28 protein-coding genes and 1 tRNA gene are annotated in these 20,234 nt (G+C 59.5%); 22 read left to right on the forward strand and 7 right to left on the reverse strand.

What is annotated here, in order from left to right:
- Positions 1–60 precede the first annotated feature (60 nt).
- The 18 genes from ABE093_RS06680 (at position 61) to ABE093_RS06765 (ending at position 11,028) form a co-directional block, all read left to right on the forward strand.
- Complete coding sequence (locus tag ABE093_RS06680) at positions 61–597, forward strand: hypothetical protein (protein ID WP_430760107.1); 537 nt, start codon at positions 61–63, stop codon at positions 595–597.
- Positions 598–1,659: 1,062 nt separating this feature from the next.
- Positions 1,660–2,013 (forward strand): GNAT family N-acetyltransferase, encoded by a 354-nt coding sequence (locus ABE093_RS06685; RefSeq protein WP_430760108.1) that lies wholly within the window; start codon positions 1,660–1,662, stop codon positions 2,011–2,013.
- Positions 2,014–2,147: 134 nt separating this feature from the next.
- Positions 2,148–2,633: a glutathione peroxidase gene (locus ABE093_RS06690; protein WP_430760109.1), complete on the forward strand. Its 486-nt coding sequence runs from the start codon at positions 2,148–2,150 to the stop codon at positions 2,631–2,633.
- 141 nt (positions 2,634–2,774) lie between these two features.
- Positions 2,775–3,203 (forward strand): pyrimidine dimer DNA glycosylase/endonuclease V, encoded by a 429-nt coding sequence (locus ABE093_RS06695; protein WP_430760110.1) that lies wholly within the window; start codon positions 2,775–2,777, stop codon positions 3,201–3,203.
- A 129-nt stretch (positions 3,204–3,332) separates the two neighbouring features.
- Positions 3,333–3,779, forward strand: coding sequence for a BLUF domain-containing protein (locus tag ABE093_RS06700; RefSeq protein WP_430760111.1), 447 nt, complete (start codon positions 3,333–3,335; stop codon positions 3,777–3,779).
- Between the two features lie 44 nt (positions 3,780–3,823).
- Positions 3,824–4,885 carry a serine hydrolase domain-containing protein gene (locus ABE093_RS06705; RefSeq protein WP_430760112.1) on the forward strand — a complete coding sequence of 354 codons (1,062 nt, stop codon included), beginning with the start codon at positions 3,824–3,826 and terminating at the stop codon, positions 4,883–4,885.
- Positions 4,886–5,037: 152 nt separating this feature from the next.
- Positions 5,038–5,343, forward strand: a complete 306-nt coding sequence (locus ABE093_RS06710; RefSeq protein ID WP_430760113.1) for a hypothetical protein — start codon at positions 5,038–5,040, stop codon at positions 5,341–5,343.
- Between the two features lie 74 nt (positions 5,344–5,417).
- A complete protein-coding gene (locus ABE093_RS06715) occupies positions 5,418–5,819 on the forward strand; it encodes an MAPEG family protein (protein ID WP_430760114.1) in 402 nt (133 codons plus the stop codon).
- Between the two features lie 17 nt (positions 5,820–5,836).
- Positions 5,837–6,388 carry a GNAT family N-acetyltransferase gene (locus tag ABE093_RS06720; RefSeq protein WP_430760115.1) on the forward strand — a complete coding sequence of 184 codons (552 nt, stop codon included), beginning with the start codon at positions 5,837–5,839 and terminating at the stop codon, positions 6,386–6,388.
- 78 nt (positions 6,389–6,466) lie between these two features.
- Positions 6,467–6,847, forward strand: a complete 381-nt coding sequence (locus ABE093_RS06725) for a rhodanese-like domain-containing protein (RefSeq protein WP_430760116.1) — start codon at positions 6,467–6,469, stop codon at positions 6,845–6,847.
- 104 nt (positions 6,848–6,951) lie between these two features.
- Complete coding sequence (locus tag ABE093_RS06730; protein WP_430760117.1) at positions 6,952–7,371, forward strand: hypothetical protein; 420 nt, start codon at positions 6,952–6,954, stop codon at positions 7,369–7,371.
- A 26-nt stretch (positions 7,372–7,397) separates the two neighbouring features.
- Positions 7,398–7,748, forward strand: a complete 351-nt coding sequence (locus tag ABE093_RS06735; RefSeq protein WP_430760118.1) for a cupin domain-containing protein — start codon at positions 7,398–7,400, stop codon at positions 7,746–7,748.
- Between the two features lie 5 nt (positions 7,749–7,753).
- Complete coding sequence (locus tag ABE093_RS06740) at positions 7,754–8,215, forward strand: hypothetical protein (protein ID WP_430760119.1); 462 nt, start codon at positions 7,754–7,756, stop codon at positions 8,213–8,215.
- A gap of 19 nt (positions 8,216–8,234) precedes the next feature.
- On the forward strand, positions 8,235–8,615 hold the full coding sequence (locus ABE093_RS06745) for a VOC family protein (protein WP_430760120.1): 381 nt from the start codon (positions 8,235–8,237) through the stop codon (positions 8,613–8,615).
- A gap of 146 nt (positions 8,616–8,761) precedes the next feature.
- Positions 8,762–9,034 carry a DUF4242 domain-containing protein gene (locus ABE093_RS06750; protein WP_430760121.1) on the forward strand — a complete coding sequence of 91 codons (273 nt, stop codon included), beginning with the start codon at positions 8,762–8,764 and terminating at the stop codon, positions 9,032–9,034.
- Positions 9,035–9,124: 90 nt separating this feature from the next.
- On the forward strand, positions 9,125–10,012 hold the full coding sequence (locus ABE093_RS06755; RefSeq protein ID WP_430760122.1) for a retropepsin-like aspartic protease: 888 nt from the start codon (positions 9,125–9,127) through the stop codon (positions 10,010–10,012).
- 32 nt (positions 10,013–10,044) lie between these two features.
- Positions 10,045–10,473, forward strand: coding sequence for a hypothetical protein (locus ABE093_RS06760; protein ID WP_430760123.1), 429 nt, complete (start codon positions 10,045–10,047; stop codon positions 10,471–10,473).
- A 39-nt stretch (positions 10,474–10,512) separates the two neighbouring features.
- The gene (locus tag ABE093_RS06765) at positions 10,513–11,028 is read left to right on the forward strand and encodes a DUF1993 domain-containing protein (RefSeq protein WP_430760124.1); all 516 of its coding nucleotides are present in this window, start codon (positions 10,513–10,515) and stop codon (positions 11,026–11,028) included.
- A 48-nt stretch (positions 11,029–11,076) separates the two neighbouring features.
- Here the strand turns inward: ABE093_RS06765 and ABE093_RS06770 are convergent, their stop codons facing one another.
- Positions 11,077–11,232, reverse strand: coding sequence for a hypothetical protein (locus ABE093_RS06770; RefSeq protein ID WP_430760125.1), 156 nt, complete (start codon positions 11,230–11,232; stop codon positions 11,077–11,079).
- Here ABE093_RS06770 and ABE093_RS06775 point away from each other — a divergent pair.
- The 3 genes from ABE093_RS06775 (at position 11,231) to ABE093_RS06785 (ending at position 12,965) form a co-directional block, all read left to right on the forward strand.
- A complete protein-coding gene (locus ABE093_RS06775) occupies positions 11,231–11,410 on the forward strand; it encodes a hypothetical protein (protein WP_430760126.1) in 180 nt (59 codons plus the stop codon). The genes ABE093_RS06770 and ABE093_RS06775 overlap by 2 nt on opposite strands.
- Before the next feature lie 3 nt (positions 11,411–11,413).
- Positions 11,414–11,722, forward strand: a complete 309-nt coding sequence (locus ABE093_RS06780) for an Mpo1-like protein (RefSeq protein WP_430760127.1) — start codon at positions 11,414–11,416, stop codon at positions 11,720–11,722.
- 184 nt (positions 11,723–11,906) lie between these two features.
- Positions 11,907–12,965 (forward strand): DUF1615 domain-containing protein, encoded by a 1,059-nt coding sequence (locus ABE093_RS06785; protein WP_430760619.1) that lies wholly within the window; start codon positions 11,907–11,909, stop codon positions 12,963–12,965.
- Here the strand turns inward: ABE093_RS06785 and ABE093_RS06790 are convergent.
- From ABE093_RS06790 to ABE093_RS06815, 6 genes are all read right to left on the reverse strand, one after another.
- Entirely contained in the window at positions 12,932–14,548 is a 1,617-nt protein-coding gene (locus tag ABE093_RS06790) for a serine hydrolase (protein ID WP_430760620.1), read from the reverse strand. The genes ABE093_RS06785 and ABE093_RS06790 overlap by 34 nt on opposite strands.
- Before the next feature lie 58 nt (positions 14,549–14,606).
- Positions 14,607–16,289: a type IV secretory system conjugative DNA transfer family protein gene (locus ABE093_RS06795; RefSeq protein ID WP_430760128.1), complete on the reverse strand. Its 1,683-nt coding sequence runs from the start codon at positions 16,287–16,289 to the stop codon at positions 14,607–14,609.
- A gap of 118 nt (positions 16,290–16,407) precedes the next feature.
- Positions 16,408–17,169 carry a lysostaphin resistance A-like protein gene (locus ABE093_RS06800; protein WP_430760129.1) on the reverse strand — a complete coding sequence of 254 codons (762 nt, stop codon included), beginning with the start codon at positions 17,167–17,169 and terminating at the stop codon, positions 16,408–16,410.
- A 186-nt stretch (positions 17,170–17,355) separates the two neighbouring features.
- Positions 17,356–17,431, reverse strand: a tRNA-Ala gene (locus ABE093_RS06805).
- Positions 17,432–17,476: 45 nt separating this feature from the next.
- Complete coding sequence (locus ABE093_RS06810; protein ID WP_430760130.1) at positions 17,477–18,721, reverse strand: dicarboxylate/amino acid:cation symporter; 1,245 nt, start codon at positions 18,719–18,721, stop codon at positions 17,477–17,479.
- Positions 18,718–19,494 carry a L,D-transpeptidase family protein gene (locus ABE093_RS06815; protein ID WP_430760131.1) on the reverse strand — a complete coding sequence of 259 codons (777 nt, stop codon included), beginning with the start codon at positions 19,492–19,494 and terminating at the stop codon, positions 18,718–18,720. The genes ABE093_RS06810 and ABE093_RS06815 overlap by 4 nt, the downstream gene beginning before the upstream one ends.
- 65 nt (positions 19,495–19,559) lie before the next feature.
- Here ABE093_RS06815 and nfi point away from each other — a divergent pair, with 65 nt between their 5' ends.
- On the forward strand, positions 19,560–20,234 hold the full coding sequence (nfi, locus tag ABE093_RS06820; protein ID WP_430760132.1) for a deoxyribonuclease V: 675 nt from the start codon (positions 19,560–19,562) through the stop codon (positions 20,232–20,234).

The following is a 20,234-nucleotide window of genomic DNA, read 5'->3' on the forward strand; positions in this document are numbered from 1 at the left end:
CAAAACCGCACCACTCTCGGTGCGGCTTAACTCAGGTGTTAGACCTCAGAGGAAATTTTCATGCCATCACAAGCAAAAGCACTAATAGTGACAATTGTTCTTCTTGTGTCCTCCGAAATTAATGCTCAAACAGCCAACACCGAGTTAAGCGTTCCATCTTTTAGTTCATGCGAGCAAATTAATCGAATTTTTGTCCCCATTACAAATAGCGATCGATCTCGCGCAGTTGAAATAAGAAAATTTTCTCAATCAAATCCCACCGAACAAAATTTGGCATGGGCCGAATCCGCAGAAGCACAACTCGCTAATGATGAAGTTCTGTGGACAATAATTGGCTACGCGATGAAATGTCCAGGCAGTGGTCCGAATAGAGAGGATACGGCCGTGTCATATACGTTTATTTCATGCCCAGCTCTCGATTCCTATTACCATGCGAAATTTGGAGCTTACAAACTGAAAAAAACTCAAATCGATAGACTTCCTGAAAAAGATTCAACAAAAGGACTAAAAGCAGCTTCTTACTACTCAGGAGCAGACTGGGCTGCAGAAGCTGCAGACTACCAGGCAATCGCTACCGAGCATAACTGCCCGCACTGAGGTCTAACTAATCGTTCAAGCCGACCCCGCTTCGTGGCAGCGTTCGCGTGCATGCGCTACGCTAGCACACGTCTGCCACCGCTACGCGTGGCGGCTTAACTCAGGTGTTAGGCGCCATGTCAGTCCCAACAATTCACCAGACGTGGTCAAAGCTCACTAGTGGCGACTACCGCTGCTGTTTTTGCGGGGACTGGATTGAAAGCAATCTACAACCGATCGTTCTCCTACTGGCGGGAGACGCTATGCAAACATTGAGCGCCCATGGCTCATGCCTACAACAACGCCTTGATGATTCTGTTCCCTATTTGACGCCAGACGAGGTGGCTGAGTAAGAGCCAGAGCCGTAGGTTAGGAGCAAAGGCAAAGGCTGGCTCCAGCTAGCAATTCTGTTCGGCGACCTTGAAAAGCGGTTATGTTTACGTTTCGGTCCTCAAACGCGCCTAACTAATCGTTCAAGCCGACCCCGCTTCGTGGCATCGTCCGCGTGCCTGCGCTACGCTAGCACGCGTCCGCGGCCACTCACGGGGCGGCTTAACTCAGGTGTTAGGGCCCACATGAACCCGGGAAAGTTTGTTGACCTTATGGATGGTGGCCCGCCAATTGACATCGTTGCCGATGTCAGATTCCTCTCCACCGCAGAGGGCGGGAAGAAGCACCCAATTCGCGCCCCGTATCGTCCAAATCACAACTTTGGTACGCCTGAAAATCTTCTGTTTTACATCGGACAAATCGAGATAATCCAAGGATCCGAAATTGTTCCAGGTGAAAGCGGCCAATTTTCAATCCATTTCCTTAGTAGCTCTAGGCTAAGAGAACTGCTTAACACAGGACGTGAGTGGCGTATTCAAGAAGGTACAAGATTAATTGCTCGAGCTCGGGTTTTGAAAGTATTGGGTAGTGGGCCCTAACTAATCGTTCAAGCCGACGCCGCTTCATGGCACGACTTTGGGCTTTGGGCTCTACGCTACGCTAGCCCAAAACCGCACCACTCTCGGTGCGGCTTAACTCAGGCGCTAGACTCACTGGGTTATAATTGAGCAGTTTTCCTAGCAAGAGCTACAGTTGCTTACCCTAAAAGCTGATTGGAACTACGCCATTTCCGGAAATCGGCGTCACTACCTAGTCAAAGCCATGCATCGCAACCGAGTTATTGGCAGAGCTCATGGCTGGTTTTCGCCGAATTCTCTGTTTGTTCTCCAGAAAATTGAGCTAGATCAGAGGCATCGATCACGCGGCTACGGTACGTCTATTATCCAAGAACTTCGAGAAGAGGCCCGGAACCAAAGCTGCTCCAGCTTCATTTTTTCTGACGTTCAAAGAAGCAATATTCGTGCGATCCGCTTATACGAATCGTTAAAAGCCACTCCAACGGATGGCTCGGCGGAAGCTTGTGCGTTCGTACTGACCCCACCCTAGGCCCACCTATTTGCTCAAGCTGGCACCGCTTCGCAGCGTCAGCCTACGACTTTTGTTAGTCTGCCGATCTCCGCCGCCACCCAGCTTGGCGGCTTGACTGAGGTGTAGGAATTGCCGGAGGAAGAATCAGCGCCATGAAGTCTATCTACGACCTTGCGGTTATTGATATTGATGGCAAGCAGGTCCAGCTTAATCAATTCGCAGGGAATGCATTGTTGATCGTGAATACCGCTAGTAAGTGCGGGTTCACTCCTCAGTACGCTGGACTGGAAGATCTCTACAATATCTATAAAGACCAAGGGTTCGCCGTTCTCGGATTTCCCTGCGACCAGTTTGGGAATCAAGAGCCTGGTAACGAGGATGAGATCAAATCATTTTGTTCTTTGACTTATGACGTTACTTTTCCGATGTTTTCGAAAATTGACGTTAATGGTTCGAACACCAGCCCCTTATTCCAAATCCTCAAAGACCAATCCCCAGGACTCTTGGGAATAAAAGCGATCAAGTGGAATTTCACCAAATTCCTGATCGATCGCAGTGGAAAGGTCGTTAATCGTTACGCCCCAACAACAAAGCCCGAAGCCCTGAAGGCTGATATTGAAGCCGTATTGGCAAAATAAATCTGCAGCTGAAAACTCCCAATTACTCGTTCAAATCGCCACCACTTGATAACATCGGCTTTGGGCTTCGGATACCCTAGCCAGACATCGCCACTCGCTGCGCGCCTTAACTCAGGCATTAGACGTTGACCAGTTGCAACTATGCGCCTCTGGACCATACATCCCGAATTCTTGGACACCAAGGGCCTGATCGCTCTCTGGCGTGAATCCCTGCTTGCCCAGGCTGTGATCCGCGGTCAGACAAAAGGATATAAGCATCATCCACAGTTGATCCGGTTTTATGAGCATCACTCCCCTCGTTACGCCATCAACGGGTTTCTGGCCCAAGTTCATGCAGAATCCCTGCGGCGTGGCTATAACTTCGACAAATCGAAGATCGGCCCTACCTTGGCATCCTTGGCACCAATAGTCGCGACAACTGGCCAGCTCGAATACGAATGGGGTCACCTGCTCCACAAGCTGAAAAGCCGGTCGCCAGACGAATATTCCAGAATCAGAAATTTTCGGGCGCGGGCCAATCCGTTGTTTTTAATAACCGCTGGCCCCATTGCGGACTGGGAAAAGCCTTAAGATCGGCATCTAACTGCCTGTTCAAGTCGCCGCCATTTCGTGGCATCGACGTCGGAATTGAACTACGCCGGCTAAAGACCTTACTCTCGGCGTGACTTGACTCAGGCATTAGGCTGCGGGGCTTGCTAAATGGCGGATTTGTACAACCTGATTTACATCAGCGAATCTACTCGAGATTTGCTGCCTGTTGAAATCGATGGGATCCTGATCGATGCCAGAGCATTCAATGCTTCATGCGACGTAACTGGAGTGTTGTTCTACGGACCCAACCGGTTCTTTCAGCTCCTTGAAGGGCCTAAAGAATCTGTTCTGCAAGTCTTTGAACGCTTGAAGCTTGCCAAATCACATTGGAATATCGAAATCCTGCATGAATCGCCTACCCTGGAGCGCAGCTTTTCATCCTGGTATATGGGCTTCATTGAAGCCCCGGAATCCGCAATTCAGGAACTTTCGCAATCGTCGTGGATTGACTCTTTTCCAATCACCCGGACCAGTCACCAGAAACCAAAAGGTCTTGGCCTGGTGTTGCTTTATTGGAACAAGTGGCTTGCTGAGACGGCCTCCACACACAACTAATCGTTGGAACCGACATCGCTTTGGGCATTTAACGGGAGGATCGTATGAAGCTGTCGTTGCCTGTTGTAGTCTCGCTGTTGTGTTTCTTGCTTATTGGTTGCGTTCATAATCAGAAAAATTTCGGCTCAATTCCTGCGCCGAAGGATTTTAATGGCGTAATCCTCATCGCTCGCGACCGAAATTCAGAATCATTTTCTGAATCATACGGATTCGCAAACCAGGAAATTGGATCGAAATTCGACTCATCGACAAAAAGCCAGATTGGCTCAGCTTCCAAATTTTTGACTTCCCTGGTCGTGATCCGCCTCGTGGAACGCGGCCAACTGAGCCTGGACAAGCCGATTCATGCTTGGCTCCCTTTTTTGGATAAATCCGAAAACGGCCAGGTAACCCTCCGCCAGCTCATGAGCAATACCAGCGGCATTCCCAATGGCGTCATGTCTTCTTACAAGAAAGATCCCGTCTTTACGTCGAAGGAAATTTCCGCACTCGAAGCATCGAAGTTGTGGGGGACCGGGAAACTCCTATTCAAGCCCGGGACTGATTTCGATTACTCGCTTACGAATTGGGTCATTGTCCGCGCCATAATCGAGAGCGCTACCGGGAAATCATTTGAAACAAACCTCCGGGATCAGTTGATTGCCCCTCTGGACCTCCATGACACCGGAATTCCAGGCCCCGCTTTTCCGGAAGGCCCGTCCTTTGCCCAGAATTACTCTTCAATCCAACCACTCAAGACCAAGCAAAACAAAGTCCCTACCTATGCCGCAGCCGCCGGAACGATATACAGCTCCGCTTCGGACCTCAGGAAGATTCTTGATGCAGTCTTCAGCAAGGATTATTTGAAGGCGTCCTCAAGGGAAGAATTGCTGAAGGTCAACTTCGAAAAAGAAGGATATGCCCTCGGTGGACGGGTAGTCGATCTCCCGGGGACTACATACAAGCTTCTTTGGGAGCCCGGAGAAACCAGCAGCTATCGAACACTCGTGGCGTATGAGCCAAATTCCGGCGCCTGCGTGATTCTGCTGAATAACACTGGCATAAGCCCTGATGCCTTGGCCGAAACCGCCAGAAGCACCATGCGCAGTCTTCTCAAAGCCCACTAGGTGTACTCTCGCTGCACGCCCGGCGTTCAATCTCGATGACTACGATTCCGCTGCTTCTACTACTGGCTGGACTCTCGCAATCTCCCGAGGCGTCAGAAACTTCGTATCGGTGCTATGTGAGTACCGGAACGCAAAAGCCAATCCACCTGGAAATGGCCATTTTCAGCAATAGCCGTTGGAATGGCGGATATATCCGATACAAAGGCGTCAAAAAACCGATTTCCATCGTCGAGCTCTCGGTGAAATCAACCGAGATGGCGCCGGATCGTCCCTTCGAATACGAATCGACCTGGCTGGAAATCGTCAATGGAAGACCCGCAGGGAAGTATGTTGTAACCACCCAAGGCGCAAAAACCTACGGGTTCACGTATACCCGAGCGGATGGCTCAACCCATGTCGAGTTCATCGAGGATCTGGATGCACAACCCGATGGAAACGCCGGCTGCATCTGGAATTGAAACCTGCCAACTCACTAAGTCTCTCATTTGGATTTTTTGAAAATAGACCTCCGACGATCCCAAGGAAGCAATCGATGGCCCTGCATCATCCGCTGTTGATCCCGATGCTCGCCCATGTCCTTTGGGCTACCATTCTCTATACAGTGTTGACCGTGGTTCGCGCCCCGAGCATTTGGGGTATCGGCAAGGCCCCGGATGGCACCAACCCGTGGGCCGCGATCGAGCCGCGAATCAGCGCAAACCTGTCGAACCAGTTCGAGTGGCCTGTTCTCTTTTACGCGGCGTGCATCTTGCTGATCCAGCAGTCACTCGAAGGAAAGTCCGTCTTGTTGCTGGCGTGGATATTCATCCTTGGGCGCGTGGTTCACAGTTTCGTCCAGATCTTCACCAGGAACATCCGGCTGCGCGGCGTCGTTTTCACGATCAATTTCCTGGCGGTTCTTGGCTTGTGGGTCGTCATCGCCAGCAACCTGTAAGACGGGCGAATCTCCAGATGCCATTCCACGATGATTTCATCCTGAGAACCGCAGAGCACGGCGACATCGACCGATTGAATGCCCTCATTCGGAAGTCAGGAGTCGAACTGAGCCAGGGCTTTTATAGCCCCGAACAAGCACAGGCATTGACGGAACATGTTTTCGGTGTCGACACGGCTCTTGTCGATGATCGAACCTATTACCTTGTGGAAGCTGGAAATCGAATTGCTGCCTGTGGCGGCTGGAGCAGACGCAACACGCTTTATGGCGGCGACCAGGCCAAATCCGGCGAAGATCCATTGCTCGATCCTGCAACCCAGCCCGCCAGGATCCGAGCCTTTTTCGTCTCGCCCGACTTCGCACGCCGCGGTTTGGGGATGAAGCTGATCGCGGCTTGCCAGGAAGCAGCGCTGAAGGCTGGCTTCAGCGCGATGGAGCTGGGTTCGACCATGCCAGGAGTGCCGTTGTATCGAGCCGCAGGGTTCGAGATTGTCGAGGAGTTCGAAATTACCCTGCCCGGGAACATCAAGGCTCCGCTTGCACGCATGTCGAAACGGCTGGTGCCTTGAGCGCCGATTTGAACTTCGCCTCCAAGTCCGTCACGCTATGGCCATCGCAGTCCCGTTGCTCCCCACAGGAGGTGGCCCATGACCGTGAAAACAGCTGCGCAACTCGTCCAGGAAGCGAAAGGCAGCATCGAAAACCTGACGCCTGACCAGGTTGAAGCGGAACTTTCATCAGGGAAGGCAAAGCTCGTCGATGTGCGCGATGCTCCCGAACTGATGGCAGGCACGATCCCCGGCTCCATTCATGCTTCCCGGGGAATGCTGGAGTTCTACGCCGATCCGAGCAGTCCATACCACAAGGCCGAGCTCGACCCTGGCGACCGCATCATCCTGCACTGCGCATCGGGTGGACGCTCCGCGCTCGCTGCCAATGCCCTCAAGGCATTGGGCTACGGGAACATTGCCCATCTGGATGGCGGATTCAAGGCCTGGCAGGCAGCGGGAAAACCCGTCGACGGCTGAGCACGCGAACCGCCGGCCAGAGCACGTGCTCGAGCGGGCGCCGCTGCATGGCACTGGTCTTGCGCTTGGGCTACGCTAGCCCGCAGTCCGGGATTGGCGCGCACATGCACAAGATCATCGCAGCACTTTTGTTGATCCTCCCGTCGCTGGGACTTGCCCAGGAGGCGGATCGCTGCCCGATCCTTCCCGAGAACTCCGGGGTCGAATGGTCCTATCAGGAAGGCCCGGATTTCGATTTGTGCTACGCAATAGACGCATCCACGAAAAAGGATCTCTTCGGCGTCTATACCGGATTCACGCCAAGCTTCAATCCGGGAAATTCGACGCCCGTCGGCGACGGGGTCGTCGCTGGCCAGAAGATCCAGTGGTATCCCGCGTCCGGCGAACATGTCGATCAGTTCTCCAAGCAGACCCTGCTGCACGTCGACAAGAAAATCCTGATGCATGTCTGGATTTCGGCGGACAACGAAACCGATTCCAGGCACGCCGAAGAAGTTCTCGCGCAGATGAAGTTCAGGCCGTAACGTCAAGGGACAACATGGAGGTCACGATGGGCAGCGAACAGGCGGTACCCGAGACACAGGGCGTGACTGTCGAGCTTCTGGAGACGATCGATCTCGGTCCTGAAATCGAAGGCTTGGAAGGACGACAACTGCGCATGCGCATGGTGACCATCGCACCCGGCGGGGTCTTCGGCCCCCTGCACGACCACATCGGCAGGCCTGGTACCGTCTACATCCTGCAGGGAACCATCACCGATCATCGCAACGGCATCGCCACGGACTACGGCCCGGGCGTCGGCTGGCCCGAAGACCGCAATACCTTGCACTGGCTGGAGAACCGGGGAACGATTCCTGCGGTCGAAATCTCGGTCGACATCGTGAAACAGGCAGGCGCATGAACCTAATGGCAAAAGCATCGCTGCCGATTGTCATTCTCTTTCTCATTGCACCGCTTGCCTGCCCTGCGCAGGACATCGGCGACTCCGTGCGCAGCAGGGTTGCGTGCAACAACACGGAACAGCAACTCGTGTCCTATCTGGTCAGCCAGAGGAACGAAGGCGTACCGGTCGAAACGATGATCGAGCGATCGAACTCGCTCCCGGAAAACGATGGCAGCCGGTACATCAACATCGGCCGCGTCGAGGACGTCTATCTCGACAAGTCGCTCACGCGCAATACACTGTTCGCCTACCGCAGCGCCAGATGCCTTGAAGGCACACTGCTCCAGGATTTCAAGCCGTACCAGGATTTCACCCGGACCGAGCTGCTCAAGTGCCAGGCGCTTGGCTATCCGAGTGATCGCAAGTTCGGGAATTGCGTCTACAAGGTCGTCTATTCCTTGCAGGAAAAAGCGAGCAAACGTTGAATTCGAATGGAGGCAACACATGAAGCGAGTCACTGGCATCGGCGGCATCTTTTTCAAGGCGAAAGACCCGGGCGCACTCAGTGCCTGGTATCGGGATCACCTGGGCCTCGATGTGACGGAATGGAACGGGGTCATCTTCAACTGGGGCGGTGACGGCAGCGAACCGGGAATGACCATCTGGAGTCCGTTTGCCGCCGACACGACCTACATGGCGCCAAGCACTTCGTCGTTCATGATCAATTTTCGCGTCGCCGACCTCGATGCCCTGATCTCGGCACTCAAGGCGGAAGGCTGCGACGTCGTCGACAAGACCGAAAGCTCGGAACAGGGCAAATTCGGCTGGGTGATCGATCCGGAAGGCAACAAGGTCGAGCTGTGGGAGCCTCCCGCAGGCCAGTGAATCACGGCAAGTCCCGATCGCCGGATTCGGCGTATAGTCGCCTCGCTATCCGGACCGGATCAGCAGGAGACGCGGCGACTGCCCGACACCATCCACAGCCAGCCCATCTTCATCCGACAACCTTTGGAACGTCAGTGGAGATACCAATGCCGAAATACCTCATCGAACGGGAAATCCCGGGAGCGGGCAACCTCTCCCAAGAGGAGCTCAAGGCCATTTCCCAGAAGTCGTGCAGCGTCCTGAACAAGATGGGCCCCACGATCCAGTGGCAACAAAGCTACGTGACCGGCGACAAGGTGTATTGCGTGTACATCGCGCCGAATGAAGACATGGTCAGGGAACACGCCGCGCAAGGTGGATTCCCGGCAAACCGGGTTTCGGAAGTCACGCAGATCATCGATCCGACCACTTCCGAGTAGCGTCACCGGGCGCGTGACTACAGGCACATGCGGGTCGCGCGCCCAACGGGCGATGGTGACGCAACATCTCATCGTCATCCGGATATCGAAGTGGACTTCCGCCATGCACTCCTCGCTTGCGCGTTGACGTCAGCTGCCATCACCTGCCACGCCAAAGATGGCAAGCCGAACGCAGGCGCCTGCTCGCTCGCCGCAAGCCCTGCGTCGGCGTGGCTGGTACGCATGCCATTCGAGGTCATCGATGGGCGCATCTACGTGCAGGCCAAGGTGAACCGCAAGGAGTCGTTCCGGTTCGCCGTCGATACCGGCGCCAGCGGCATGGCGCGCGCGGACTCGAGCCTGGTGTCCACCCTCGGGCTCAAGCCCCACGCCCAAGCCGACAACTCCGATGGCGTGAAGACGGCAAAGGTGGAAACCGTCATGCTCGATTCAATCGAAATCGGCGGACTGGCGCGCCGCGATCTCGAGGTTGCGACCCGCGACTACGGCGGGAAGAAGGCCGCCGCGGAAAGATTCCAGGGCATTCTCGCCAGGGATTTCTTCAACGACGGATTGCTCGTCATCGACTATCCGCGCAAGACGCTCTATTTCTCCCGATCGCTGGCGCTGGATCCGGCGGATCGCGATGTCCTCCGCTACGAACGTCCGTTCCGGATCCCGATGTCCATCGGCAGCCTGCAAACCGAAGGCAACCTCGACACCGGCGCGAACGTGACATTCATGTTGCCGAAGGCGACGTTCCTCCAGGTCGGCGACAAGCCACTCGAAAGCGCCGGCAACGGCACGCTTGCGAATACGGTCATCACGACCGGGGAATCGGTCGTCCACGGGCCGTTCCGGCTCGGGAACATCCATCTGCAGGATCAGCGCGTTCGCGTGTCCGACCGCATCGGCGAGATCTACGTTGGCGCCCACACCCTGCGCAACATGACGGTGATGATCGACCAGCGCTCGAAATCGATCGCGCTTTGCCAGTGAGCCGTTCGACCGGATGCCGCTAGAATGCCGGCATGAACAAACTCTTCGCATCCTGCCTGGCCATTCCGTTCCTGCTGCTGTCCAGTCGCGGCATCGCGCAGGAGGCCGCCAAGCCTTCGGGCATCGTAGTCGAACGCACCTTCTGGGTGAAGGCCGGCAAGGAAAAACAGTTCGCGACCCTGTTCGACCGCACCCAGTTGCCGCGCCTGAAGGCCTTGCTCGGCGATCATCAGATCCTCTCCTTCAGCACGGCGGCGCCGCTGATCCATACCGGCAACGACCAGTGGGCGTTCCGCGTCAGGATCAAGTGGAGCAGCTGGGACGCGTTCACCCGGGATGCCTCCGCGCGTGGCGACCAGAAATCCAATCCGACGCTGGCCTATGAGCAAGCCCTGTTCGGCGACCTGGTCACCGACCGCAAGGACACCGTGATCCAGGAAGACAACTACGGCGCGAATTGACGCCGACGCATCCACACCCGACAACCAGCAGGAATCGCCATGTCCAACCCGGCAATCGAAGATCTGAAGCGCACTTTCACCGAACGCCTCGAAGCCCTTGAGCGCATCCTCGATGTCGGCAGCGAGCACCTCCCCGACATCAATGCGGCATTGCAGGAACGCCTGGCCCCCGACATGTTCCCGCTGGGCACGCAGATCGCCATCGTCTGCAACCAGCCACGAGGATTCTCGCAATGGTGCGCCGGCCTGCCGATCGACAACCTGGGCCGCGAAGTCGACACCATCGAAGCCGCGCGCGGGCATATCCGCGACACCAAGGCGCTTGTCGCCGGCATCCAAGCCAATGACGCCAAGCTCGACGAGATCAAGCGCATCGGCCTCGGTCCGGGTCGCTACTGCGAGCTGCCGGGACATCGCTATGTCAGCGATTACCTGATGCCGAACCTGTACTTCCACATCACCACCGCCTACGACATCCTTCGCCACCTCGGCGTGCCGCTCAGCAAGACCGACTTCATGTGGTACCTCGGCCCGCACATCCGGACGGAAGGCTGACATCAACTATTTCGCACGCCTGCCCGCTGGGAAAATCGCGCTGTGGTGCTACCTGGCGTGGTATCTGGCGACGGTCGCGACGCATTTCGATCCGTCGCCGGCGATCTGGCTGAGCTCGCTCGGCATCAGCGCGATCATCGGCATCGCCCTGTTGCTGAGCGTCTCCGGGAAACCGGATCGCTGGCAGACCTTGCGGCTGTTCATGATGCCGTTCTGCGTGTCGAGCTTCTCCTCGTTGATCAAGGGCAAGGGCTATGTCCTGATCTTCCCGCCGACGCTGCGGGAGAATCTGCTGCCGATCGGCTGCTGCGTGGCGTTCCTGCTGCTCGTGGCGATCGTCAAGGCGTGCATACTGCCGAAGACGATTCCGACGCCGAGGTGATCCGTGAGCACCCGCCGCTACCGCACGCTGCAGGAGTTCTATCCGTTCTACCTGTCGCAGCACCAGAACCACACGTGCCGTCGCTTGCATTTCTTCGGGACGTCGATCGCCATCGCGTTGATCCTCTACGCGCTGGCCAGCGGTCGCTACGGATTCCTGCTGCTGGCCCTGGTACAGGGATACGCCTGGGCCTGGGTCGGCCACTTCTTCTTCGAACACAACCGCCCCGCCACCTTCACCTATCCGCTGCTGAGCTTCATGGGCGACTGGAAACTGTGGCTGGACATGCTGACCGGCCGCGTGCGCTGGTGACGGCCATGCCCCCGATCCCCGACGCCACCTGAACGCGAATACCGGTAGCCCCCTCCGGCACTTCCGTCCCCCCGATCGCAGCCGGATACACTCGCGCGAACTCCCGGTCTTCACCCCCGTGTCCACCGAGCCCGACCATTCCGCTCCGCTGTCCCGCTGGCTGCACCTCGTCGCATTGGTGGCAATGGCCGTCGCCATCACGGCGTGCTCGTCGGAGACGCCAGTGCGTCGCGAACGCACGCCCGAGGATGTCCGCGCCACGCTGAAGCGACTGATCCCGTCGTCCGTGAAGGATCGCGCCGACTGGGCCGCCGATATCCAGGCCGCCTACCAGGTGCTGGGCGTGCCCCCGAGCAACGACAACCTGTGCGCGTCGCTGGCGGTGATCGAGCAGGAATCCGGTTACAAGGTCGATCCACCGGTGCCCGGTCTCGGCAAGATCGCCCGCGAGGAAATCGACCGTCGCGCAGGCAAGCTCGGCATCCCCAGCCTGGTCGTCAGTGGCGCGCTGCTGGTGAAGTCGTCCGATGGCCGCAGCTACGCCGATCGCATCGACAACGCGCGTACCGAAGGCGAACTCAGCCGCACCTACGAAGACCTGGTCGAACGCGTGCCGATGGGTCATCGCCTGCTGGCGCGCGCGAACCCCGTGCATACCGCCGGCCCGATGCAGGTCAGCATCGACTTCGCCGAACGCTTCTCCGCCAGCCACGCCTATCCCTACGCCAACGCCGATACCGTTCGCCATGAACTGTTCACCCGGCGCGGCGGCACCTATTACGGGATCGCGCACCTGTTCGCCTATCCCAACCACTATTCGCGCCACATCTACCGTTTCGCCGATTTCAATGCCGGCCAGTACGCCAGCCGCAATGCGGCGTTCCAGAATGCGGCGAGCATCGCGTCCGGCGTGAAACTGGCACTGGACGGCGACCTGGTCACGCCGGACACCACCAGCGCGACGGAGACCGTGGTGCGCTCGCTGCGTGGTCCATTGGGCATGGACGATGCCGCGATCCACGCCGCATTGCAGCGCGAGGACAGCGTCAGCTTCGAGGACACCACGCTCTACAAGCAGATGTTCACGCTTGCCGAACAACGCGCCAGGCACCCGTTGCCGCGCGCGATGATTCCCCAGATCAACCTGGTCGGACCGAAGATCAGCCGCAAGCTCACTACCGAGTGGTACGCCGATCGCGTCGAATCGCGTTACCGCTCCTGCATGGCGCGCACCGGCGGCTGAGCCGGGCACGCGGACACGCGGGTGAAAGCGAGATCTTCGTAGTCCGAACTGAAATCTCCGTGCGGGTCGAGCTTCGACATCTTCAAGGTCGTCGCGCCTTTCACCGTGGCGAAATCGAGCCAGGCATCGACATCGAGCGTGGGGTCGTCCCAATGCACCATCGCGCGTGCGCCGGCCATGTGCAGCAGGCCGCTCATCTTCGGCGACTTCAGTGCGGTGAAGCGTAGGCTGTTGCCGTCCGGGCATATCGTTGCATCACCCAGCCACGGATCGCGATAACGCCCGGGGATGATGGCTCGATCGCCGCGGGTCGCCAGCCGATGTTGCGGCTCCACCTTCGCCGGTTTCGCCGAAGCGGCCGCCTTTGCCGCCAACGCGTCCAGGGCATCGGCATACTCCGTCACCGTCTTGCCAAGCTGCGGCGCGGTGTAGTGCTTCACCAGCGACTGGTTGAGCACGGTGCGGGCATCGTCGGCATCGCCATTGATCATGATCACGAAGCCGACGTGCCGATCCGGCAACAGCGTCAGCGCCGAATACATGCCGGCCAGCGTCCCGGTATGCGAAACCTTCCAGACGCCATCGACGTCGGTCATGCGCCAGCCGTAGCCATAGGCGAACATGTGGCTGTTGTCCCATTCGCGCATCAGCGAGGACACCGGCATGATCGTCTGCGGCGCCCACACGGCACGCCGCTGCGCATCCGACAGCCATGGCTTGCCATCCACCAATCCCTGGTGCTGCGGATCCAGCCACATCGACGTCCACTTCAGCATGTCGTCGAGGCTGCAGCGCACGCCGCCGGCAGCGGCCATCGGTACATCGGGGATCTCGGCTTCGTCCTGGCGCACGGGTACATTGCGGCCATCGCTGCGCGCATGCGGCTGCGCGACATTGCCGACCGCATCGCGATTCCATGCACCGATCTGGCAGCGCTGCAATCCAAGCGGCCCGAACACTTCGCGCTTCAGCAGGGTTTCGTACGATGCCCCACCCGCCTTCGCCGCAACTTCGCCGGCAACGATGTAGAGCGTGTTGTCGTAGGCATAGCGCGAACGGAAGCTGTAGGCCGGCTTGAGATAACGCAGGCCGTGGATCACGTCGGCGCGTGTGAACAGGTTGGGGTCCGGCCACAGCATCAGGTCGCCCGCCCCGGCAGGCAGCCCGCTGTTGTGGACCAGCAGGTCGCGCACCTGCATGTTCTGCGTCACCCACGGATCGTGCATACGGAAATCCGGGAGATATTTCGTCACCGGGTCGTCCCACTTCAACTTGCCCTGGTCGACCAGCCGCGCCAGCAGCGCCGAGGTCATCGCCTTGCTGTTCGAGGCGATCTTGAACAGGGTTTGCGCATCGATGCGCTGGCCGCTGCCGGCGAGGCGTTCGCCTTCGGCGCGGGCATAGACCACCTTGCCGTCCTCGACCACGCCCAGCGCCAGTCCCGGCAGGTGATAGCGCGCCACCGTGGCATCGAACGCGGCATCGAAGAACTTGCGATCCCCATCATCCGCTGCACGCGCCAGAGCGGGCACCAGCACGGCCATCAGAACGCCCAACATCATGGGCGGAACAAGGGGTTTCATCGCCATGCCAGTCTCCGGGGATTCCCGGAGTCTAGCGGCATCACGGCGGGCCGGCAGGTCAGACCTGCAGCACAGGGACGTCGGCCTTGGGCAACAAACGTTCCTTGAAGTGGCTGTCCTCGTAATAACGGATCTTCTCCGCCATCACCGGGTTGGGCAGGCCTTCGTAGAACACGATTTCCTTCTTGTCGCCCATCGCCTTGAGTTCCTGCGGCAACATCAGCGCGCGCTTCTCCTCCACCTCGCTGTAACTGACGCTGCCCTGCTGGCCGTGCGAGGTGCTGCGGTTGCGCTTGCGGATGGTGGTGTAGCCCAGCATCTCGGAATAATCGTTGGCGTCCTGCTGTTCGCGGGGCGCGTAGACGATTTGCAGGGCGTGGTTGGTGATGATGGTGCGCGAGATGTCCTTGCCATAGGTGGCATCGAGCTGCGCCATGCTCTGGATGATCGGCAACAGGCGGATGTTGTAACCCGCCATGTAGCTCACCGCGCTGGCGATGATCTCGACCTTGCCGATGCTGGTGAATTCGTCCATCAGCAGCAGGCACTGGTGCTTCAGCGCCGGATTGTTCTGCGGCAATTCCTTGGTGTTGACATTGATCAGCTGGCTGAAGAACAGGTTGACGATCAGCCGCGCCTCGGCCAGCTTGTTGGGCTGGATGCCGATGTAGATCGTCATGCGCTTGCGGCGGACGTCGGTCAGCCAGAAATCGTTGCCGCTGGTGGCGGCGTCGAGCACCGGATTGATCCACGGATTCAGCGGCTCCTTGAAGGTGCCGAGGATCGAGGCAAAGGTTTCATTGGCCTGCGACAACAGGTTGTTGAACGCGGTGCGCGTGTTCGGCCGCACGAAGGAACGCCCGGAAATGCCCTGCAGATAGGTGCGCAGGTCGCTACCGTCGCCGGACGACAGGCGATACACGGCGCCCAGCGTCGGGAACTGCACCAGTTCCGCGGGAATGCCCTGCGCCAGCTGGTCGTCGAAGTTGTCGAACAGATACAGCGAGAACGCCATGAAGGCATTGCGCGCCTGGCTCACCCAGAACTTCTGCTCGTCGCTGGTGTCGGGATAGAGCATCGCCGCGATGCTCTGGAGGTCGGAGATGCGGAACGCCGAATCCTGCGAGACATAGCTCAGCGGATTCCAGCGATGGGTGCGACGATCTTCCGCGAACGGATTGAACAGGAAGACCTCCTGCCCCTGCGACTTGCGCCAACCGGACGTGAGCTCGTAGTTCTCCTGCTTGATGTCGAGCACCACGATGGACTCCTGGTACTCGAGCAGGTTCGGGATCACCACGCCAACGCCCTTGCCCGAACGCGTCGGCGCCGCAAGGATCACGAACTGCTGGCCGGCCAGCTTCATCAGCTTGCCCTTGAACTTGCCGACCACGACGCCGTTCGGCTTGTCGTCGAACAGGCCCTTCGCGCCGACATCGCCGCCATTGGCGAAACGGGCGTCGCCATGCAATGCCTTGCGCTGCGGCTTCAAGGCCAGGAACAACAGCACGATCCATGCCAGCAGCGGAATCCCGAAGCCGAGGATGCCGCTGATCTTGATCTTCATGGCATACGGCTGGAACCGCGGTTCGTGGAGATGCCTCAGATACTCCAGCCAGACGAAAGCCTTGCCGCTCCCGACCCCGAGCAACATGGTCGTGAACATCCCCGACAGCCACAGCCCGGCAACAGCTGCCAGCACCAGACAGCCCAATACGAATACGATTTTCCCCGCCTTCATCCAGCTCCCCTGTCACGGCTCCGACCCATTGGCATAGTGTGCCAGCAGTCACTTTTTTTCGCAGCCTCGAACCGACACCGGGACAAAAGCCGAGTCGCGGGATTTCTTTGTGAATCGTTCAAATTTCGCCGATGGAGCTCGATCGATCCAGCCGCGCCGGATCCTGGGCTCGCTGTCCCAGCGCATCCGCGGGGATGCTGCGCGTTCGTTCGTACCTTCTGCACAAGAGCACAACCATGGCCACGACAGCCAAGGGGAACAGGAGGGAGATCACCAGGGACCAGGCGCCGCTGGCGTGCATCTTCGCAGCCCCGCTTGAAGGGATGAGCACCATGGCGCCAAGCGGACCCGTCGAGAACAGCAGTTGCACGGCGGCGTTCCATCCGAGGTGCAACCCCACGGGCGCAGCCACTGACCCGGTGGCGACGAATGAGCGCGCCAGCATGAAGCCGAAAGCGCCCGTCAATGCAAAAACATAGGCCATCGCCACGGGATTGCCCAGCACACCGTAGCTAAACCAGTGGTATGCGCCGAACACGACCGCATCCAACGCCACGGCGCGGCCGGGGCCCAGCCAGCGGATGGCTTGAAACAGCAAATAGCCCCGAAACAGCAATTCTTCGTAGAGCACGGAATTGACGACGAAACGGACCCCGTCCCCGAGGCGTCCGAGGGTCAATGCCGTGTTGAAGACGAAACGATCATCGGCGGACAGGGCTGCACACAGCTGCTGGAGCGTTGCGGCGCCTGCCATGAGCACGAGGCCAACGGCGAATTCCACTGTGCGGCGCTTCCATCGATTGAGCCCGATGGCACCCAGTCCTCGACCCTCGAATCGAAGGAGGATCCAGGTGATGACCAGCAGCAACGGACCGATCATGCGGAGCACGACTCCGGAGCGCGCGTTACAGGCTGCCTTCGTTGCACCGCATCGGTTTGTCGGCAGGCTATGGCATGCATATGCCCCAACAATGCCCTCGCCTGGGACAGGTTGCAACGACCCGGCCGGGCTGGAAACCACCGGACGCAAACAAATAACCCCGGATTGCCCGGGGTTATTTGGAAATGGTGGAGCCAGGGAGGATCGAACTCCCGACCTCGTCATTGCGAACGACGCGCTCTCCCAGCTGAGCTATGGCCCCATGGGGATATCTAGGATAACGCGGCGTTCTTCCTGCCGCCAGCCCTCACGCATCGGCAGGATCGTCCACCTCACCGCGCGCCGCGACGTTCTCGGCAGCCAGATCGCCGGTGACGTTGCCCAAGGTGGCGAAGACGTCGGGAATGGTATCGAGCGCCATCAACACGCCCAGCGGTTCCACCGGCAGTCCCAGCGACTGGGTGATCGGCAGGTTGGTGATCATGAAGCTGGCCTGCCCCGGCAGTCCGATGGAACCCAGGCTGACGACCACCGCCAGTGCGACGCCGACCGCCCAATGCAGCATCGGAACGTCGGTGCCGTGCGCCCAGGCGATGAACGCGGCGACCACCATGTACTGCACCGGGCTGGTGAGCCGGAACAGCGAGACCGCCATCGGCAACACCAGCGACGGCACCCGCCGCGGATGGCCGAGCGTTCCGAGCGTGGTGTCGAGCATCGCCGGCAACGACGCCAGCGATGATTGCGTGCTCATCGCCACTGCCTGCGCCGGCACGGCGGCGCGGATGAAACGCGGAAGCGAATCGCGACCGGCAAGCACGACCACGACGTACATCGCAACCGCCACCAGCAGATAGAGGCCGATCGCCGTGAGCAGATAGACCGCCAATGCGGTCAGCGTGTGGATGCCGGCGCGTGCTGTGACCGAAAACACTAGGGCGAACACGCCCAGCGGCGCGACCACCAGCACCCAACGCACGATCTGCGTCATCGCATCGGCGATGCCGTGCAGCAGTTCGAAGACGCGCTGGGCGCGATCATGGTCGATCCTGGTCAACGCGAACCCGAAGAACAGCGAGAACACCACCAGCGGCAGCATTGCGCCCTGCGCCGCGGCATTCACCGCATTGCTCGGAATGATGCTGCCCAGCCAATCGGCCACGGCCGGGGTCTTCGGCACTTCGGTGGACGACGACGCCAGCGCCTGCACCAGTTCCGGGTTGCGCGGGAACATGTTGAACACGGCGGGCGCGATCAACGCGGCGATCGCCGCCGCGAACGTCAGCAAGAGCAGGAAGACGATCAAGGCGCGACGCGCCAACCGCCCCGATGCCGCGGCGTCACGCGCGGTGCCGACGCCAAGGGTCACGAGCGCACCGACCAGCGGCACCACGGTCATCTGCAGCGCGTTGATCCACAGCTTGCCGAACGGCTGCAACACGTCTGCGACGGCCGCCGCCCGTTGCGGGGCGAACTCCGCGAAGACCAGGCCGCTCACGGCAGCCAGCACCAGCGCGATCAAAACGCGCGCGGTCGAAGAAGTCGGGATCATGGCGTCGGCAGCTTCCAGTCGCGTTGGAGTCGGGCATATTCGGCTTTCGGCAGCAACACGAACACCGGATGATCTTCCTGCTTCAGCCAGCCGAGCAGCGTGTCCATTGTTGCTTCGGCCATTGCCGTGCAGCCGGATGTCGTCTGGTCGGGACGTCCCCACAGATGGGCGAAGATGCAACTGCCGCCGTTGGCCACGCCATCGGCATTGTGTTCGATCACGAAGCCTTCCTTGTAGCGATGGTCATCGGCCTTCAGCAGGTCGAGGCGCATGTGTTCGCTGGCGCCCTTCACCGCATCGGCGCCGACTTGTCGGGCATCGACGATCTTGTTGTAGAGCGGCGATCCCGAAACATCGACGCACCAGCTGCTGGCGACCATGGGCAGGTATTGCAGGCCGGTCGCCAACGATGGCGCCGCACCGAACGCGGGACCGACCGCGAAAACTCCCGCCGGATTTCTGCCGTCGCCCTCGCGCTTCTGCGGCCCGTCCGTCTGCGCAGGACTCAGCCCCCGGCCCCAGGCGCTGCCGGAACGCCCGAGCACGACTGGCGAGGCATCGCCGACCGCGATCCATGCACCATCGGCGGCATCGCGACGATACCTGCGCAGCGTCGCCTGGGTGGCATCCCAGTCGGGCGTCACCACCACGATCATCTGGCGCGCGTCCTGCCATGCCTGCGTCGCGGGCATCGTGGCATTCGGCGAAGTCGCGCATCCGGTGAACAGCCCCGAAACGACGAGGCCAACAGCAAGCAGAATCGATCTGTTCATGACCGCAGCATACCCGCCACGCTCCGCGCTGTGGCAACCTGATCCTTTCCGCTTCCGTGGCCCGGATGACTGCGATCCCCGAATGGAATGGCGACGTGAAGGCCGCGCGCGAATTGCAGCGCGAACTGGCCGGACGCGTGGTGACGCGCGACGACTATCCGCGCCCCCTGCGCACGGTGGCGGGACTCGATGTCGGCTTCGAGGATGGCGGTGCGATCACTCGCGCGGCGGCAGTACTGCTCGATGCGGAAACGCTTGCTGTTCTCGACCAGCAGATCGTCAAGGTTCCGACGCGGATGCCCTACATCCCCGGACTGCTGTCGTTCCGCGAATTGCCGGCGCTGGTGCCTGCACTGGAAGCACTGTCGCAAGTGCCTGACATGGTCTTCGTCGATGGCCACGGCATCGCCCATCCGCGTCGTCTCGGCATTGCCGCGCATGCCGGCGTCATCACCGGATTGCCCACCGTCGGCGTCGCCAAGTCGGTGCTGGTCGGCACATCGAAACCGCTCCACGAGATGCGTGGCGCGCATGCACCGTTGCGCGATGGCGGCGAGCAGATCGGCTGGATGTTGCGCAGCAAGGAGCGTTGCCTGCCATTGATCGTCTCGCCAGGGCATCGCGTGTCGATGGCCGCCGCACCCGAACTGGTGATGCGCTTCGTCACCCGCTATCGCCTGCCTGAACCCACACGCCTTGCCGATCGCCTGGCATCACGCCGCGACGAAAAGAGGAACTGA

The sequence above is a fragment of the Solilutibacter silvestris genome, from assembly GCF_050574925.1.
Classification (GTDB): Bacteria; Pseudomonadota; Gammaproteobacteria; order Xanthomonadales; family Xanthomonadaceae; genus Solilutibacter; species Solilutibacter silvestris_A.

Coding starts and splice junctions, on each gene's coding strand:
- ABE093_RS06680 (WP_430760107.1), top strand. CDS start 61: ATGCCATCACAAGCAAAAGCACTAATAGTGACAATTGTTCTTCTTGTG.
- ABE093_RS06690 (WP_430760109.1), top strand. CDS start 2,148: ATGAAGTCTATCTACGACCTTGCGGTTATTGATATTGATGGCAAGCAG.
- ABE093_RS06695 (WP_430760110.1), top strand. CDS start 2,775: ATGCGCCTCTGGACCATACATCCCGAATTCTTGGACACCAAGGGCCTG.
- ABE093_RS06700 (WP_430760111.1), top strand. CDS start 3,333: ATGGCGGATTTGTACAACCTGATTTACATCAGCGAATCTACTCGAGAT.
- ABE093_RS06705 (WP_430760112.1), top strand. CDS start 3,824: ATGAAGCTGTCGTTGCCTGTTGTAGTCTCGCTGTTGTGTTTCTTGCTT.
- ABE093_RS06710 (WP_430760113.1), top strand. CDS start 5,038: ATGGCCATTTTCAGCAATAGCCGTTGGAATGGCGGATATATCCGATAC.
- ABE093_RS06715 (WP_430760114.1), top strand. CDS start 5,418: ATGGCCCTGCATCATCCGCTGTTGATCCCGATGCTCGCCCATGTCCTT.
- ABE093_RS06720 (WP_430760115.1), top strand. CDS start 5,837: ATGCCATTCCACGATGATTTCATCCTGAGAACCGCAGAGCACGGCGAC.
- ABE093_RS06725 (WP_430760116.1), top strand. CDS start 6,467: ATGACCGTGAAAACAGCTGCGCAACTCGTCCAGGAAGCGAAAGGCAGC.
- ABE093_RS06730 (WP_430760117.1), top strand. CDS start 6,952: ATGCACAAGATCATCGCAGCACTTTTGTTGATCCTCCCGTCGCTGGGA.
- ABE093_RS06735 (WP_430760118.1), top strand. CDS start 7,398: ATGGGCAGCGAACAGGCGGTACCCGAGACACAGGGCGTGACTGTCGAG.
- ABE093_RS06740 (WP_430760119.1), top strand. CDS start 7,754: ATGGCAAAAGCATCGCTGCCGATTGTCATTCTCTTTCTCATTGCACCG.
- ABE093_RS06745 (WP_430760120.1), top strand. CDS start 8,235: ATGAAGCGAGTCACTGGCATCGGCGGCATCTTTTTCAAGGCGAAAGAC.
- ABE093_RS06750 (WP_430760121.1), top strand. CDS start 8,762: ATGCCGAAATACCTCATCGAACGGGAAATCCCGGGAGCGGGCAACCTC.
- ABE093_RS06760 (WP_430760123.1), top strand. CDS start 10,045: ATGAACAAACTCTTCGCATCCTGCCTGGCCATTCCGTTCCTGCTGCTG.
- ABE093_RS06765 (WP_430760124.1), top strand. CDS start 10,513: ATGTCCAACCCGGCAATCGAAGATCTGAAGCGCACTTTCACCGAACGC.
- ABE093_RS06775 (WP_430760126.1), top strand. CDS start 11,231: ATGATGCCGTTCTGCGTGTCGAGCTTCTCCTCGTTGATCAAGGGCAAG.
- ABE093_RS06770 (WP_430760125.1), bottom strand. CDS start 11,232: ATGAACAGCCGCAAGGTCTGCCAGCGATCCGGTTTCCCGGAGACGCTC.
- ABE093_RS06785 (WP_430760619.1), top strand. CDS start 11,907: ATGGCCGTCGCCATCACGGCGTGCTCGTCGGAGACGCCAGTGCGTCGC.
- ABE093_RS06790 (WP_430760620.1), bottom strand. CDS start 14,548: ATGAAACCCCTTGTTCCGCCCATGATGTTGGGCGTTCTGATGGCCGTG.
- ABE093_RS06795 (WP_430760128.1), bottom strand. CDS start 16,289: ATGAAGGCGGGGAAAATCGTATTCGTATTGGGCTGTCTGGTGCTGGCA.
- ABE093_RS06800 (WP_430760129.1), bottom strand. CDS start 17,169: ATGATCGGTCCGTTGCTGCTGGTCATCACCTGGATCCTCCTTCGATTC.
- ABE093_RS06810 (WP_430760130.1), bottom strand. CDS start 18,721: ATGATCCCGACTTCTTCGACCGCGCGCGTTTTGATCGCGCTGGTGCTG.
- ABE093_RS06815 (WP_430760131.1), bottom strand. CDS start 19,494: ATGAACAGATCGATTCTGCTTGCTGTTGGCCTCGTCGTTTCGGGGCTG.
- nfi (WP_430760132.1), top strand. CDS start 19,560: ATGACTGCGATCCCCGAATGGAATGGCGACGTGAAGGCCGCGCGCGAA.